This is a genomic window from Paraburkholderia sp. USG1 (genome assembly GCF_031570135.1).
GTDB lineage: Bacteria > Pseudomonadota > Gammaproteobacteria > Burkholderiales > Burkholderiaceae > Paraburkholderia > Paraburkholderia dioscoreae.
Genome location: NZ_JAMWXW010000001.1, coordinates 209,389 through 224,323 on the forward strand (window position 1 = coordinate 209,389; position 14,935 = coordinate 224,323).

A 14,935-nucleotide genomic window follows, 5' to 3' on the forward strand; every position below is an offset into this window, starting at 1 on the left:
CGTTCGGCTTCGGCTTCGGCTTCGGCTTCGCCTGGCAGCATCAGCGCTCCGCCACCGCCCCATCCACCTTGCCCGCGATTGCGGCCGACAGGCGCCGCAGATCGAGCAGCGCCGCGTCCGCGCCTTGTATTGCTTCGAGACTCGTGCCCAGCCGGTCCAGCGCATCGACGATTTCGTCGATGCGCTTCGCTTGCGTGGCCGCGTGATCGATCAGGCCGTGAATCGCCAGCGACACGGGATCGTCTGCATTCGGCGTGATGCCGTACGCGCAGAAGCCACTGCTTCCGACCGAGCGTTTCGCATCGCTCGCGGCGCCGCCGGAATCGGAATTCACCGCAGCGGAAGCCACTTCCGACGCCACCGCAGCCGCCGCCGGCACGATGATCCGCGCCGGATTGCCCACCGCAGTGCCGCGCGCCGGCACGGGCTTGGTCACCACCGCGTTCGAACCGATCTTCGCCTCCGCGCCGATCGTAAAGCCGCCGAGCACCTTCGCGCCCGCGCCGACGATCACGCCGCGCTCGAGCGTCGGATGCCGTTTCGCCCCGCGAGTGAGCGACGTGCCGCCGAGCGTCACGCCCTGGTAGATGGTGCAGTCGTCGCCGACCTGGGCAGTCTCGCCGATCACCACGCCCATACCGTGATCGATGAATACGCGCCGCCCGAGCGTCGCGCCCGGATGGATTTCGATGCCGGTCATGAAGCGCGCCACCTGCGAGACGAAACGTGCGAGCCAGCGGCGCCTTGCCTGCCAGCATGCATGAGCGAGCCGGTGCAGCACGAGCGCGTGCAGCCCCGGGTAACACGTGAGGACTTCCCAGGCGCTGCGGGCGGCGGGGTCGCGCTCGCGGATCGTGGCAATGTCTTCGCGAAGTCTCGTGAACATGGCAAGGGACTGTGTTGTAGGAGAAAGGGCCACACGCGCGACAACGCACGCATGCCGGCACGGCTTGCCGCATAGCACGGCAGCAGCTTTGCTTAGAACGTTTCGAGGATTGTAGGGCGAATGCGCGCAACGTGCCGCAAGCCCACGCTGCCGGCGGGGTCGTCGCCGGCTATCCGGCTATCGGAACGGCACGCCGTTCTCAGGACGCGTCGCCGCCCTTGGGTCCGGTCTTCAACAGAATGTGTTTGGCGATGCCGCGCACGATATTCACTTCCTCACGCTCAAGACCGGAGCGCGCGAACAGCCGCCGCAGACGCGACATCAGCTTCTTCGGATTGGCCGGATCGAGAAATTCGAGCGCGACCAGCGCGCTTTCCAGATGCATGAACATGCTTTCGATTTCGTCGCTCGCCGCGCGTGCGCCGGCCGGTTCGGCCGGTCCCGCCGCCGCCCGAGGCGCGGCGTGCGCCGCGGTCGTTGCGCTATCGGCCGAAAGATAGGTGGTGCGCAACTCGTACGCGAGCACCTGCACGGCCTGCGCGAGATTGAGCGAGCTGTAGGCCGGATTGGCCGGAATATGCGCGAGCGCGCTGCACCGCTCGACATCCTCGTTCGACAAACCCGTGCGCTCGTTGCCGAATACCAGCGCGATCTCGCCGTGCATCGCCTGCTCGCGCGCGACGCCGGCCGCGGCGCGCGGCGCCCATTGCGGCGGCCCGTATTCCCGCAGCCGCGCGGTCAGCGCGATCGACCAATGCACGCCGCTCAAGGCGTCGGCGAGCGTCGGCACGACGTGCGCGGAGGCCAGCACGTCGTCGGCGCCGCTCGCCATAGCGATGGCCTCCGGATCGGCCTGTACCTGCGGCACGCGCGGCGACACCAGCACGAGCCGCGAGAAACCCATGGTTTTCAACGCGCGCGCCGCGGCGCCGACATTGCCGGGGTGGCTCGGCTCGACGAGCACGAAGCGGGTCGAGGTAAAGCCGCCGCGCAATTCGGCTACGGCACGATCGGAAGAATGGGGGGTATGGTCCACGATGGAATTCGGCAAACTAAAGACGCGTATGGTAGCGCCAACGCCGTAGCCGGTCAGGACTGCACGCAAGTGCGCACGCAAATACGCCCGCGAACACGCTCGCGACCGGTGGGCCGGGCCGCGTAGAAACAGGCAAATTGTCCACCTGCCCCGCGAACGCTGCCGCGGCGCCCGGACTCAGGTAAAATGCCGAAACTCGCGTCCAGCTTTGCCATCCGGCCTTGCATGAGCGCCTCGTTCTTATCCAATTCGTCTCCGTCGGCGGAATGCGCACCGGTGCTGTACCGGGCGGCCGTTCCGTGCTGTTTCCGCGCCTCCCAGAGAGCGCCCGATTAGCGCAGGTTAGCGCTCATTTACCGGCCAGCAGCCGTGCTGCCCCGGCACAAGGATCCAGTCTCATGCATCCCATGCTCAATATCGCTGTGAAGGCCGCGCGCCGCGCAGCCCAGCTTATCAACCGTGCGTCGCTCGACCTCGATCTCGTCCAGGTCAGCAAGAAACAGCACAACGATTTCGTCACGGAGGTCGACAAAGCGTCTGAAGCGGCGATCATCGACACGCTGAAGACCGCCTACCCCGATCACGCCATCCTCGCGGAAGAATCCGGCAAGTCGGATAACGAATCCGAATACCAGTGGATCATCGATCCGCTCGACGGCACCACCAATTTCATCCACGGTTTTCCGTACTACTGCGTGTCGATCGCACTGGCTCACAAGGGCATCGTGACGCAAGCCGTGGTCTACGACCCGACCCGCAACGACCTGTTCACCGCCTCGCGCGGCCGTGGCGCGTTCCTCAACGATCGCCGCATCCGCGTGGCCAAGCGCGACCGTCTGGCTGACGGCCTGATCGGCACCGGCTTCCCGTTCCGCGAAACGGACGGCCTCGAAGCGTATGGCCGCCAGTTCGCTGAAATGACCCAGGCCTGCGCCGGCCTGCGCCGTCCGGGCGCCGCCGCGCTGGATCTGGCGAACGTCGCCGCCGGCCGCATGGACGGCTTCTTCGAGCAAGGTTTGAATGCGTGGGACGTCGCCGCGGGTAGCCTGCTGATCACAGAAGCCGGCGGCCTGGTCGGCAACTACACGGGCGATTCCGATTTCCTGCACATTGGCGAAATCGTCGCGGGCAACCCGAAAGTCTACGCACAGATGATTCCGATCCTGTCGCGCTACAGCCGCACGCGCCAGCAATCGGCTTAAGCGCTCGCATCATGGCGCCCGTTTCTTGCCGGCATCCGGAATGAGAAAGCGGCTTCGGCCGCTTTTTCGTTGGCGCGCCTGCATGCAGCGGGCGTTCGTGCTACAAAAGCGGGAAGCCGCGCCGGCGTACTCGATTGCCGGCTGCGTTTCGCGCGTTTTCGCTGCGCCCTGCTTTGCGCCTGACTGCGCGCACAGCTTCCAATCCGCTTCATGAAAAAAGGCTTCTACACAATCATCGCGGCGCAGTTCATTTCGTCGCTTGCGGACAATGCGCTGTTGATCGCGGCCATCGCGTTGCTCTCCGTGATTCGCTCGGCCGCCTGGGTCACGCCGCTGCTGCAGATTTTCTTCACTGTTTCGTACGTGCTGCTCGCGCCGTTCGTCGGCGCTTTCGCCGATTCGATGCAAAAGCGGCACGTCATGTTCATCTCCAACGCGTTGAAGGCGAGCGGCTGCCTGATGATGATCGCCGGCGTTCATCCGATGATTGCGTACGGCGTGGTCGGCTTCGGCGCGGCCGCGTATTCGCCCGCCAAGTACGGCATCCTCACTGAACTGCTGCCCGCGGAAAAACTCGTCAAGGCGAATGCGTGGCTCGAATCGGCCACCGTGCTGTCGACCATTGTCGGCACGATGGTGGGCGGCGCGCTGATCAGCACCTTCGCGGACAAATTCGTCGCGCATGCGCATCTGCCGCTGATCCGCTCTTCCGCCGACCTCGCCATGTTCGCGACGATGGTGACCTACGCGATCGCCGCCGCGATCAACATCTTCATTCCCGACACCGGCGCGCGTTATGAAAACCGCCTCAAGGAACCGAAGAAGCTGGTCGGCGATTTCTATCATTGCTTCAACGTGCTGTGGGCCGACAAACTCGCGCAGATCGCGCTGTGGGTGACGACCCTGATGTGGGGCGGCGCCGTGACGCTGCAATTGCTGGTGCTCAAATGGGCCAACGTGAATCTCGGGCTGTCGCTCTCGAAGGCGGCGGTCATGCAAGGCGTTACGGGTCTGGGCATCGCGGTCGGCGCGGCGGCCGCGGCCGCGCTGATTCCGTTGCGCAAGTCGCTGCGCGTGTTGCCGGTCGGCATCCTGACCGGCGCGGTGGCGATCGCCATGGCGTTCTACAACAAGGATCTGTTCCCGCCGGGTTCAGGCATTCGCATCGGCACGTACGTCCTGCCGTTCTACATTCTGCTCGCCTATCCGCTGATGATCCTGCTCGGCGCGCTGTCGGGCTTTTTCATCGTGCCCATGAACGCGCTTCTTCAGCATCGCGGCGCGACGCTGCTCTCCGCGGGGCATTCGATCGCGGTGCAGAATTTCAACCAGAATCTCGCCGTGCTGCTGATGCTCGGCGCGTACGCGCTGTTGCTGACGGCGAAGATGCCGGCGCAATGGATCATCGTCGTGTTCGGCACCTTCATCACCTTCATGATGTGGCTCGCAAAACGGCGCAGCGCGATGAACGCGCGCATGGTGGACATGCGGGCCCTGGTGGAAGAATGAGGCCGTAACGAAGATGAAGCGGGCGCGGCGCGGCCGGCCCGCGCCCTGTTGCCACGGGCTTCTCGCCAGAGCTTGGGGTTCGCCGTGCGGATTGGCCATCCGGCCAAGGTCCGTTCGCCCTGACGACAGGTTAAACTCACGCCCTGAACAGCTAACGCAAGAAGACACCGAGGATGGGCATTCAAACCGCAGCGGCCAGCGACGTCGCACAACATACGCCGATGATGCAGCAGTACCTACGCATCAAGGCGGAACATCCCGGCACGCTGGTGTTCTACCGGATGGGCGACTTCTACGAACTTTTTTTCGAAGACGCGGAAAAAGCCGCGCGCCTGCTCGATCTGACGCTAACACAGCGTGGCGCGTCGGCGGGCAATCCGATCAAAATGGCCGGCGTGCCGCATCACGCAGTCGAACAATATCTGGCCAAGCTGGTCAAGCTCGGCGAATCCGTTGCGATTTGCGAGCAGATCGGCGACCCGGCAACGTCGAAGGGTCCGGTCGAGCGCAAAGTGGTCCGCGTGGTCACGCCGGGCACGCTCACGGACGCCGCGCTGCTGTCCGACAAGAGCGACGTCTACCTGTTGGCCATGTGCGTCGCGCACAATCGGCGCGGTGTCGCGACCAGCGTCGGTCTCGCATGGCTGAATCTGGCAAGCGGCGCGCTGCGCCTCGCTGAACTCGCGCCGGACCAGGTGGCGGCCGCGCTCGAACGCATTCGTCCCGCGGAAATTCTGGTGGCCGACACGCCCGGCGACTCCGCAAGCTGGACGCCGCCGGTCAACGCCGGCGCCCTCACCCGCGTCCCGGTCTGGCACTTCGACATCACCTCGGGCACGCAGCGCTTGTGCGATCAGCTGGAAGTGGCCGGACTCGACGGTTTCGGCGCGCATTCGCTGACCTGCGCATGCGGCGCGGCCGGCGCGCTGCTGCTGTATGCCGCCGCCACGCAAGGCCAGCAATTGCGTCACGTGCGCAGCCTGAAGGTCGAGTACGAATCCGAATATATCGGCCTCGACCCCGCCACGCGCCGCAATCTCGAATTGACGGAAACACTGCGCGGCACGGAGTCGCCCACGCTGTGTTCGCTGCTCGACACCTGCTGTACGACGATGGGCAGCCGTCTGCTGCGTCACTGGTTGCATCATCCGCCGCGCGAATCGGCGGTGGCGCAGGCGCGTCAGCAGGCGATCGGCGCTTTGCTCGACGCGCCGCTGGGCGCGGGCGTCGACGCGTTGCGCGGCGCGTTGCGGCAGATCTCAGACATCGAACGGATCACCGGGCGTCTCGCGCTGCTGTCGGCGCGGCCTCGCGACCTGTCTAGCCTGCGCGACACCTTCATCGCGTTGCCCGAGTTGCGCACGCAGCTCGCGGCCGTTTCGCCGAATGCGGATTCGCTGGCCCGCATCGACGCCTCGCTCGAACCGCCGCAAGCCTGCGTCGAACTGCTCAGGCGCGCGGTCGCCGAGGAGCCATCGGCGATGGTGCGCGACGGCGGCGTGATCGCGCGCGGCTACGATGCGGAACTGGACGAATTGCGAGATATTTCGGAGAACTGCGGGCAGTTCCTGATCGACCTCGAAACTCGCGAGCGCGCACGCACGGGCATCGGCAATCTGCGCGTCGAGTACAACAAGGTGCATGGCTTCTATATCGAAGTCACGCGCGGCCAGACCGACAAGGTGCCGGACGACTATCGCCGCCGCCAGACGCTGAAGAACGCCGAACGCTACATCACGCCGGAACTGAAAACGTTCGAGGACAAAGCGCTGTCCGCGCAGGAACGCGCGCTCGCCCGCGAACGCTCGCTTTACGACGCATTGCTGCAGGCGCTGCTGCCTTTTATCCCGGATTGCCAGCGGGTCGCCTCGGCGCTTGCCGAACTCGATCTGCTGGCGGCCTTCGGCGAGCGTGCCCGCGCGCTGGATTGGGTCGCGCCCACGTTCTCTCCGAACGCCGGCATCGAGATCGAACAGGGACGGCATCCGGTTGTGGAAGCGCAGGTCGAGCAGTTCATCGCCAACGACTGCGCGCTTACGCCCGAGCGCAAACTGCTGCTGATCACCGGCCCGAACATGGGCGGTAAATCCACCTTCATGCGGCAGACCGCGCTGATCGCGCTGCTCGCCTATGCGGGCAGCTATGTGCCCGCGCGGCGCGCCGCCTTCGGGCCGATCGACCGTATCTTCACCCGTATCGGCGCAGCGGACGACCTCGCCGGCGGCCGCTCCACCTTCATGGTCGAGATGACAGAAGCCGCCGCGATCCTGAACGACGCCACGCCGCAAAGTCTCGTGCTGATGGATGAGATCGGCCGCGGCACGTCCACCTTCGACGGGCTCGCGCTGGCGTGGGCGATCGCGCGGCATCTGCTTGCGCACAACGGCTGCCATACGCTCTTTGCCACTCACTACTTCGAACTGACGCAACTGCCGGCGGAGTTTCCGCAGGCGGCCAACGTGCACCTGTCGGCGGTCGAGCATGGGCACGGCATCGTGTTCCTGCACGCGGTCAGCGAAGGTCCCGCCAATCAGAGCTACGGCCTGCAGGTCGCGCAACTCGCCGGCGTGCCGAACGCGGTGATTCGCGCGGCGCGCAAACATCTTGCGCATCTCGAACAGCAGTCGGCCGCGCAGCCCGCGCCGCAACTGGATCTGTTCGCCGCGCCCATGCCGATGCTGCTCGAAGACGCGGACGACGAGCGTGAGTCGAAAGCCGAAGCGGCTGTGCCGCCCGCCATGCAGGCGCTTGTCGAGCGTCTGCGCGGCATCGATCCGAACGATCTGCGGCCGCGCGAAGCACTCGATCTGCTGTACGAATTGCACGAACTGGCCGCCGTGCCGGATGCGGATCATTGACGCACCCAGGCGCCCGCAGCGTCCGCGCAAGCTCCGCGCGGCGCTGACTCTCGCCCTCACGCTCTCGGGCGGCGGCGTGCCGCTCGCGGGGTTGGCGGCGGGGTTGTCGACTTTCGCGCCGGCGGCCCACGCCGACACGCCGCGCTACACGTTCGCGGTCATCGCCAACACAATGCAAAGCGCCGCCGACGAAGCCCCCACGCAGCGGCTGATCGAAGCGATCAGCCGCGAGCACGACATGTCGTTCATCGTGTACGACGGCAATCTGAAGGGCGCCAAAGAGGCCTGCCGCGACGCGCTCTACGAACGTCGCCACGCGCTGCTCGAAACGTCGCGGCCCGCCCTCTTCTTCATTCCCGGCCAGCATGACTGGGCCGATTGCGGCACGGCCGAGGCCGGCGGTTTTGATCCCGTCGAACGGCTCGATCAGTTGCGTCAGACGCTCTTCGCCGACGCCACGTCGATGGGCCAAAACCCGATCGCCTTGACGCGTGAAAGCGAAGTCTCGCGCTTTCACCCCTATCGCGAGAACGTGCGCTGGCAAGTGGGCGATACCGTATTCGTCGGCCTGAATGCGCCGAGTCCGAACAATCATTATCTGACCGCGGGCGGCCGCAATGGCGAATTCGAAGATCGCGTGATCGCCAATGCATTCTGGCTCGAACATGCCGGCGAATATGCGAAACGCCGCGACGCGCGCGCAATTGTCGTGTTCATTCAAGGCGATCCGGACCCCGAGCGTTATGAACGTCCCGACCGTTTCGCGTGGCTGCGTTTTGCACGCAATACCCGCCGCGACGGCTTCCTGGAATTCAAACGCAGCCTCGTCAAGCTCGCGCAGATTTTCCGCGGACCGGTGCTGGTGATTCATTGCGACGACGAGCGTGCGAGCGCCGGCTTTGTGATCGATCAGCCACTACGCAATGACAAGGGAATGCTGGTGACGAATCTCACGCGTGTCGCGCTCGCGCCGCATGATCGTCTCAATCAGTGGATTCAGGTTGAAGCGGATCTCGGCAGGAAACCGCCGTTCCGCGTGAGTGTGCGCGATGTGCCGAGGCAAATGCCGATGCCCACGGCGCAACCCGTCATGCCGCGCGACGCGCCGGCGGCCTCGATGCCGGCTGTACCGGCGCTCGGACCCGCCTCGGAATTGCCGCCGCTGTTGCAGACGCCCGGGGATTCGCAACTGGATCAGCAACCGCGCATACCAGCCGATCAGGGCGGCGGCGGATACGGACCGGCCACCTCCACGCCGCCCGCCTCCGCTGCGCAGCCGCGCACGCCGGGCGCTTCTTCAAGCGTGCCCGGCATGCCCGCCAGCTCAATGCAGCGTGGGCCCTGACTTGTCTTCTTCATCGTCCTCGTCTTCGTCGAGAACTTCGAGGCCGTCGGCGCCGTGCGCATGTTCGTGCTGGATTTCGTCTTCGGTAGCCGGACGCACGTCTTTCACGGTCAACGCGAAACGCAGCGCCATGCCGGCGAGCGGATGGTTGCCGTCGAGCACGACTTTGTCTTCCGCAACGTCGGTCACCACGTAGACGAGCGAATCGAGATCCTCGTCGCCTTCTTCCGGCGTGCCTTCGAATTGCATGCCGACTTCGAGCGGTTCCGGGAAGCGATCGCGCGGCTCGATCTTCACGAGATCGGGGTCGTACTCGCCGAACGCGTCTTGCGGCTCCAGCTGGATCTGGGTCTCGAAGCCGGCCTCATGGCCGTCGAGCTCTTCCTCGATCTTGGGGAACGTGCCATCATAGCCGCCGTGCAGATAGACCATCGGCTCGTCGCTTTCCTCGATCAGATTGCCCTGCGCATCCGACAGCTTGTAAGCGACCGACACGACGGTGTTCTTTGCGATTTTCATTCGATTCTCCAGAATACAACTCACATTATACGATGCCCAAGCGGCCCACTGACCACCCGGCCGACGCTGCATCGGCACGGAATTCGTCGCCGGCTTCAAAGCCGGCTCTGCCCACTCTTCCGGTACTGCCGCCCTCTCCAGACACGCCGACAGCGCTGCTCGGCAATTTGACACCGTCGCAATTCATGCGCCGCTACTGGCAAAAAAAACCGCTGCTGATTCGCCAGGCGATACCGAACGTCGAGGCACCGCTCTCACGCGAAGAATTTTTCGAGCTGGCCGATCAGGACGAAGTCGAGGCACGTCTGATCACGCATTTCCGCAATAAATGGCAGCTGGAGCACGGCCCGTTCGCACCTGACGAACTGCCGTCGGCGAAGCAGCGCGCCTGGACGCTTCTCGTGCAAGGCGTGGATCTCCACGACGATCGCGCGCGCGCCTTGCTCGACCGCTTTCGCTTTGTGCCCGACGCTCGTCTGGACGACCTGATGATCTCGTATGCAACCGACGGCGGCGGCGTAGGCCCCCACTTCGATTCCTACGATGTGTTTCTATTGCAAGTAAAAGGCAAGCGCCGCTGGCGCATCGGCGCGCAGAAAGATCTGACACTGCAAGCCGGCTTGCCTTTGAAAGTTTTACAGAATTTCCAGGCCGAAGAGGAATGGCTGCTCGAACCGGGCGACATGTTGTACCTGCCGCCGCACATCGCGCATGATGGGATCGCCGAAGGCGAATGCATGACCTGCTCGATCGGTTTTCGCGCGCCTTCCACGAGCGAGTTGACCGCGCAATTCCTCTATCATCTGGCCGAGCGAGGCGAATCGGCAGGCAACGCCGGCGCGCTTTATCGCGACCCGCAGCAGCCGGCTGTCGAGCGTCCGGCGGAGCTGCCCGCAGCGCTTGTCGAAAGGGTTGGCGCAATCCTTGCTGGCATCAAATGGAAAGAGCAGGATATTGCGTCGTTCCTTGGCACGTATCTCAGTGAACCCAAGCCGAGTGTCGTCTTTGATCCGCCGCAAAGGCCGCTTAATGAAGCACGTTTCATCAGTCAGGCATCGAAGTCAGGTATTCGGCTGGACCGCAAGACTAATTTGTTGTACAACCGCCGTTTTTTCTTCATAAATGGAGAGGAAACATCATTCGATGGCGCAAAAAAGTGGTTGTTTGACCTCGCAGATTGCCGGTGTATGAGTGCGAAACGCTTTGTAACACTCTCGCACGATTCGCCGGTGACAGCACGGCTACACGAGTGGTATTGTGCGGGCTGGATACAAGTGGGCGAGCTTGCGTAACTCTGCCTGCCTGCTATACCGTACAGTGAAATTTTGTATGAGAAAGACAACGTATTGACCCCGGATTTATGGATTGTCAGTACGAAAGTGCATATAATTTCCGCCCAAGCCGTAGGGAAGATTCCAGCTCGTCAAAAGAGCGTCTCCACCAGCGGCCCAGGTCGGTGTTGGAGCACATTACCGGTTTTATTTTGCGCTGTTGCTTACCTTTAAACCATAAAAGGACGTGATCATGAAGAAATCCCTCCTCGTAGCATCCCTGTTGGCAGCTGTGGCACTGGCTGCATGCAACAAGAGCAACGACCAGGCAGCTGCCCCGGCTAGCGACGCAGCTGCTGCTTCGGCACCGGCTGCTGCAGCTTCGGATTCGGCTGCTGCTGCTTCGGGTGCTGCTGCGAGCGACGCTGCTGCTTCGGCTACGTCCGCTGCTTCGGACGCAGGTGCTGCTGCTTCGGACGCCGCTGCTTCGGCTGCTGCTCCGGCTTCGGGCGCAAGCCAGTAAGCTGTCGCATAGGGCTCGCCTCTGGGCGAAACTGCATCGGGAAATCACCTCGATTTCCCGATGCAGTAAAGCAAAACGCCACGGATTCACATCCGTGGCGTTTTGTCATTTAAGCGCCGCTATTTGCAGTAGCGCTTATTGATTCCGATCAGCTATTGCGCCGGTGTTTCATTCTCTTCGAAAAACTCGCGAACCACCTCGATCTCACGCGTGCGTTTAAATGGCGGCAGGCTCTGCCATATACGGCGCCCATACGGTTTGTCGACGAGTCGCGTATCGCAGATCATCAGCACGCCGCGATCGGTCTCCGCGCGAATCAGACGCCCTGCTCCCTGCTTCAGTGTGATCACGGCCTGCGGCAACTGATGCACGGCGAACGGGCTCAAACCCTTTTTGGTCAGCGCGTCGAGACGCGCCGACAGAACCGGATCGTCGGGCGGCGCAAACGGCAGCTTGTCGATCACTACCAGCGACAATGCGTCGCCGCGCACGTCCACGCCTTCCCAGAAACTCTGGCTGCCCACCAGAATCGCGTTGCCATATGAGCGAAAGCGATCCAGCAGCTCGGTGCGGCTCGCGTCGCCCTGCACGAGCAGCGGATAGCTCCAGCCGCGTGCTTCGATCGTGTCGCGCAGCTTGGCCGAAATGCGGTCCACCGCGCGCAGCGTCGTGCACAACATGAAAACGCCGCCGCCCGACGCCTCGATCGCCGGCAATGCGGCGTCGAACACGGCGTCGGTGAACATCGGCGAAGACGGCTGCGGCAAATTGCGCGGCACGTATAGCAGCCCCTGCGTCGAATAATCGAAGGGACTGGGCAACGTCATCGAGCGTTTCGCGTTCAGGCCCATCTGCGCGGCGTAGTGAGTGAAATCGCCGCGCACCGAGAGCGTGGCCGACGTGAAAATCCACGCGCGCGGCACGCCGGCGCGCTGCTTCGCGAAGATCGGCGCGACCGACAACGGCGTTTCGTGCAACTGCACGGTATGCGAGAAGACTTCGATCCAACGCACCTTTTCGTTCGGGTCGGCGCGCTCGGCTTTGCCGTCGGCTGAGGCAGCGTCAGCGTCCTCGCGCTCGGCCTCCGTGGGCGGCGTGGTCCAACCGGCAAGCACGCCTCGCAGTTCGCGTGCGCGGCGCAGACAAGCGCCGATCGATTCGGCTCGCTCGGCCTGGCCCGCCAGCGCGGACGTGAGGGCATCGAGCTCGGTCTCCAGCGTTTCCAGTGCGGGGAACAATGGATGGTCGTCCGGCAGTTGGCCGATCGACAGGCGCACCGAGTCTTCCTTGAAGGCAAGCCGCACATCGCGCGCCGCGCGCTCGAGCGTCGAGCCGAGCGTGACCCAATCGACCGTCTCGCGCGCATGACCCAGCCCCTCGGCCACCGAATCGCGAGCCAGCTCCAGAAACTGCGTGGTCGAGAGCGTCTCGCCGAAAAACAGCGTTGCGGTTTCGGGCAACTGGTGCGCTTCGTCGAAGACGATGGTGTTGGCGGTGGGCAGCAGTTCAGCCATGCCCGTATCGCGCAACATGATGTCGGCGAAAAACAGATGGTGATTCACCACCACGATATCCGCCTGCTGCGCCTCGCGGCGCGCCTGCATTACGAAGCAGTCCTTGTAATGCGGGCACTCCTGGCCAAGACAGTTTTCGCGTGTCGACGTGACCATCGACCACACCGCCGCCGTTTCGGGCACGCTGGCCAGTTCGGCCTTGTCGCCGGTGCGCGTGATCTTGGCAAAGCGCACGATATCCTGCAGATAGGAGGTTTCCTGGCGCGATGGCAGACGGCCGTTATCCGCTGTGCGCTGCAGATAGTAGTGGCACAGGTAATTCGCGCGCCCCTTGAGCATCGCGACCGAAACCGGCACCGCGAGCGCGTCGCGCACAGTCGGAATATCGCGCTGAAAAAGCTGATCCTGCAGATGCTTCGTGCCGGTGGAGACGATCACCTTGCCGCCCCATAGCATGGCCGGCACGAGATACGCGTAAGTCTTGCCCGTGCCCGTACCGGCTTCGACGATCAGCGTGTTTTCGCTGCCGTCGAGCCCGCCCGATTCGGCGCCCTCAGCGGCCTCGGCGGCGGCATCCGCACCCGGCGCCTGCAGACGGCGTGCCGGCCGCTTCTGCGCCTCGAACATCGCGGGCTCGGGCATCGCGCGGCCCGACGCTTCCATTGCCGCGGCCACCGCGCGCGACATTTCTATCTGCGACGCCCGCGAGCGGTAGCCGTCGATCTGCCGCGCCAGCAAGCCGTTGTCGGCGAAGATCTCGTCCAGCTCGGCGGCGCGGCGCGGGTTCAGCGACGCGCTCAGTGCGGACGCGGCAGGACGCGGCGCCGGTGTAACGACACTGGCTGCGTCGTCGCCCGGCGTGGCACGGGATGAAGTTTCAAGCGGTGAATTCAAGGCAAGCGTTTCCTGCAAAGTCCGGCTCGCGCGGCGCGCGCCCGGCGCCTGCCAGGCCGCGAACTCAGGCGCGTGCGTCCGGTTCGAGCTGCAATTGCAGCAAGATGATGGTGTCTTTGACTTTGAGTTTGCGCTTTTTCAGGCGCTGCAACTCGAAGTCGTCGATGCCGGGCTCATCCGACATTCGGTCGATCAGGCGATCGAGCCCACTATGCTCCGATTCCAGTTGCAGAATACGGTCGCGAAGTGTGTCCGCGTTAATGACGTGATGTTGATCGCGCATACTCGCCTCCTCTCGTCGACGGCGCGGGCGGCGTGTGCTGCCCGATACCTGAGGTTGCTGTCCGGCTTAAAACGCGTTACGGCGACTACGGCCCTGCCACGCAGTCTCAGGGCCTACTCCGGGAATCTTACTGCTGCTCCTGTTGCTGCTTCTGCTGCTCTTCGAGTTGCTGCTGCTTCAATGCGTCCTGACGTTTCTGTTCGGCTTTCTCGGCCGCCTGTTTCTGACGTGCTTCCACGTCGGCCTTGTGCTGTGCCGCGTCCGCCTGCTTCTTCTCGAAAGTCTGCTGCTTCTGCACGCGCTCCTGAGCCTTCTGCGCACCCTGCGCACGCGCCTCGTCGAGCTTGCGCTGGAAGTCGGCCTGCTTCTGATCGTACGCCTGCTGGTTGGCCGCCGCCTGCGACGGGCTGACGCCGCGCTGCGCCTGATCCAGCGCATGTTGACGCTGCTTCTCCTGATAGGCCTGTTCATTCGCGCTGCGCTGCGGCGCCTCGGCGGCGCGCTGCGCCTGATCGAGCTGATGCTGGCGCTGCTTGTCTTCGTAAGCCTGCGCGTTGCGCGCGTCTTCGGCGGCACGCTGCGGCGCGCTCGCTTCGTCCTGTGCGCGTTTGAACGCGGCCTGTTCGTCGCGGGTGCGGGCGCGCTGCGCGCGCTGTTCGCCGTCGAGCGCGAGCTGTTCCTTGCGAATATCGGCCTGCACCGAGCGCATGTTGTCGCGCGCCTTGTTCAGGCAATAGTTGACGAAGAACTTGCTATAGCAGTCGTGTTCCGCAACGCCGTAGCGATAGTTGTTCTCCTCGGTACGCTGATCCAGGACTTTTTGCCGCGCGTCGAAAGCACTCTCCTGCGGGACCGCGTTGCCGGCGTTGTCCGTGCCGTCGCCGGTCGTTCCGCCCTGCGCATTCGTGACGCTCGCGGCCTCCCCGCCCGACGCTGCGGCCGGCGCGAGCGCGCCGGCGGGCCGCGCAACGTTGCTGCTCGCCGGCGTTATGGATTGCGCCGCAGCCGGTGTGGACGCGGCCAACGCGGCGGCGAGGACACATGACGCGCACGACGCGACAAGCATCCCACTGGGAAGAAACGGGAACCTGAACA

The 14,935-nt window shown here is 64.2% G+C and carries 12 protein-coding genes; 6 read left to right on the forward strand and 6 right to left on the reverse strand.

What is annotated here, in order from left to right:
• Window positions 1-40: 40 nt before the first annotated feature.
• Complete coding sequence (gene cysE / locus NE850_RS01035) at window positions 41-886, reverse strand: serine O-acetyltransferase (RefSeq protein ID WP_007181370.1); 846 nt, start codon at window positions 884-886, stop codon at window positions 41-43.
• Between the two features lie 199 nt (window positions 887-1,085).
• Window positions 1,086-1,922, reverse strand: a complete 837-nt coding sequence (locus NE850_RS01040; protein ID WP_007181369.1) for an RNA methyltransferase — start codon at window positions 1,920-1,922, stop codon at window positions 1,086-1,088.
• Between the two features lie 398 nt (window positions 1,923-2,320).
• On the opposite strand from NE850_RS01040, the gene NE850_RS01045 reads away from it, so the two are divergent.
• From NE850_RS01045 to NE850_RS01060, 4 genes are all read left to right on the forward strand, one after another.
• Window positions 2,321-3,124 (forward strand): inositol monophosphatase family protein, encoded by an 804-nt coding sequence (locus NE850_RS01045; RefSeq protein ID WP_007181368.1) that lies wholly within the window; start codon window positions 2,321-2,323, stop codon window positions 3,122-3,124.
• Between the two features lie 210 nt (window positions 3,125-3,334).
• Window positions 3,335-4,633, forward strand: coding sequence for a lysophospholipid transporter LplT (gene lplT / locus NE850_RS01050; RefSeq protein ID WP_011488924.1), 1,299 nt, complete (start codon window positions 3,335-3,337; stop codon window positions 4,631-4,633).
• Window positions 4,634-4,806: 173 nt separating this feature from the next.
• Complete coding sequence (mutS, locus tag NE850_RS01055) at window positions 4,807-7,491, forward strand: DNA mismatch repair protein MutS (RefSeq protein WP_310698325.1); 2,685 nt, start codon at window positions 4,807-4,809, stop codon at window positions 7,489-7,491.
• A complete protein-coding gene (locus NE850_RS01060; RefSeq protein ID WP_007181365.1) occupies window positions 7,478-8,836 on the forward strand; it encodes a hypothetical protein in 1,359 nt (452 codons plus the stop codon). The genes mutS and NE850_RS01060 overlap by 14 nt, the downstream gene beginning before the upstream one ends.
• Here the strand turns inward: NE850_RS01060 and NE850_RS01065 are convergent.
• Window positions 8,816-9,355, reverse strand: a complete 540-nt coding sequence (locus NE850_RS01065; RefSeq protein ID WP_007181364.1) for a peptidylprolyl isomerase — start codon at window positions 9,353-9,355, stop codon at window positions 8,816-8,818. The two genes, NE850_RS01060 and NE850_RS01065, sit on opposite strands and share 21 nt — an antisense overlap.
• A 32-nt stretch (window positions 9,356-9,387) precedes the next feature.
• Between NE850_RS01065 and NE850_RS01070 the strand changes: the two genes are divergently transcribed.
• Both NE850_RS01070 and NE850_RS01075 read left to right on the forward strand, forming a co-directional pair.
• Window positions 9,388-10,647 (forward strand): cupin domain-containing protein, encoded by a 1,260-nt coding sequence (locus tag NE850_RS01070; RefSeq protein WP_007181363.1) that lies wholly within the window; start codon window positions 9,388-9,390, stop codon window positions 10,645-10,647.
• A 232-nt stretch (window positions 10,648-10,879) separates the two neighbouring features.
• A complete protein-coding gene (locus tag NE850_RS01075) occupies window positions 10,880-11,149 on the forward strand; it encodes a hypothetical protein (protein ID WP_310698326.1) in 270 nt (89 codons plus the stop codon).
• Window positions 11,150-11,301: 152 nt separating this feature from the next.
• Here the strand turns inward: NE850_RS01075 and NE850_RS01080 are convergent, their stop codons facing one another.
• The 3 genes from NE850_RS01080 to NE850_RS01090 all read right to left on the reverse strand — a co-directional run bounded on the left by NE850_RS01080 (window position 11,302) and on the right by NE850_RS01090 (window position 14,906).
• Entirely contained in the window at window positions 11,302-13,557 is a 2,256-nt protein-coding gene (locus NE850_RS01080) for an ATP-dependent DNA helicase (protein WP_007181362.1), read from the reverse strand.
• Between the two features lie 64 nt (window positions 13,558-13,621).
• Complete coding sequence (locus tag NE850_RS01085) at window positions 13,622-13,840, reverse strand: DUF465 domain-containing protein (protein ID WP_007181361.1); 219 nt, start codon at window positions 13,838-13,840, stop codon at window positions 13,622-13,624.
• Window positions 13,841-13,967: 127 nt separating this feature from the next.
• Window positions 13,968-14,906 carry a hypothetical protein gene (locus tag NE850_RS01090; protein ID WP_007181360.1) on the reverse strand — a complete coding sequence of 313 codons (939 nt, stop codon included), beginning with the start codon at window positions 14,904-14,906 and terminating at the stop codon, window positions 13,968-13,970.
• Between the last annotated feature and the right edge of the window lie 29 nt (window positions 14,907-14,935).

Coding starts and splice junctions, on each gene's coding strand:
- cysE (WP_007181370.1), bottom strand. CDS start 886: ATGTTCACGAGACTTCGCGAAGACATTGCCACGATCCGCGAGCGCGAC.
- NE850_RS01045 (WP_007181368.1), top strand. CDS start 2,321: ATGCATCCCATGCTCAATATCGCTGTGAAGGCCGCGCGCCGCGCAGCC.
- lplT (WP_011488924.1), top strand. CDS start 3,335: ATGAAAAAAGGCTTCTACACAATCATCGCGGCGCAGTTCATTTCGTCG.
- mutS (WP_310698325.1), top strand. CDS start 4,807: ATGGGCATTCAAACCGCAGCGGCCAGCGACGTCGCACAACATACGCCG.
- NE850_RS01060 (WP_007181365.1), top strand. CDS start 7,478: ATGCGGATCATTGACGCACCCAGGCGCCCGCAGCGTCCGCGCAAGCTC.
- NE850_RS01065 (WP_007181364.1), bottom strand. CDS start 9,355: ATGAAAATCGCAAAGAACACCGTCGTGTCGGTCGCTTACAAGCTGTCG.
- NE850_RS01070 (WP_007181363.1), top strand. CDS start 9,388: ATGCCCAAGCGGCCCACTGACCACCCGGCCGACGCTGCATCGGCACGG.
- NE850_RS01075 (WP_310698326.1), top strand. CDS start 10,880: ATGAAGAAATCCCTCCTCGTAGCATCCCTGTTGGCAGCTGTGGCACTG.
- NE850_RS01085 (WP_007181361.1), bottom strand. CDS start 13,840: ATGCGCGATCAACATCACGTCATTAACGCGGACACACTTCGCGACCGT.
- NE850_RS01090 (WP_007181360.1), bottom strand. CDS start 14,906: ATGCTTGTCGCGTCGTGCGCGTCATGTGTCCTCGCCGCCGCGTTGGCC.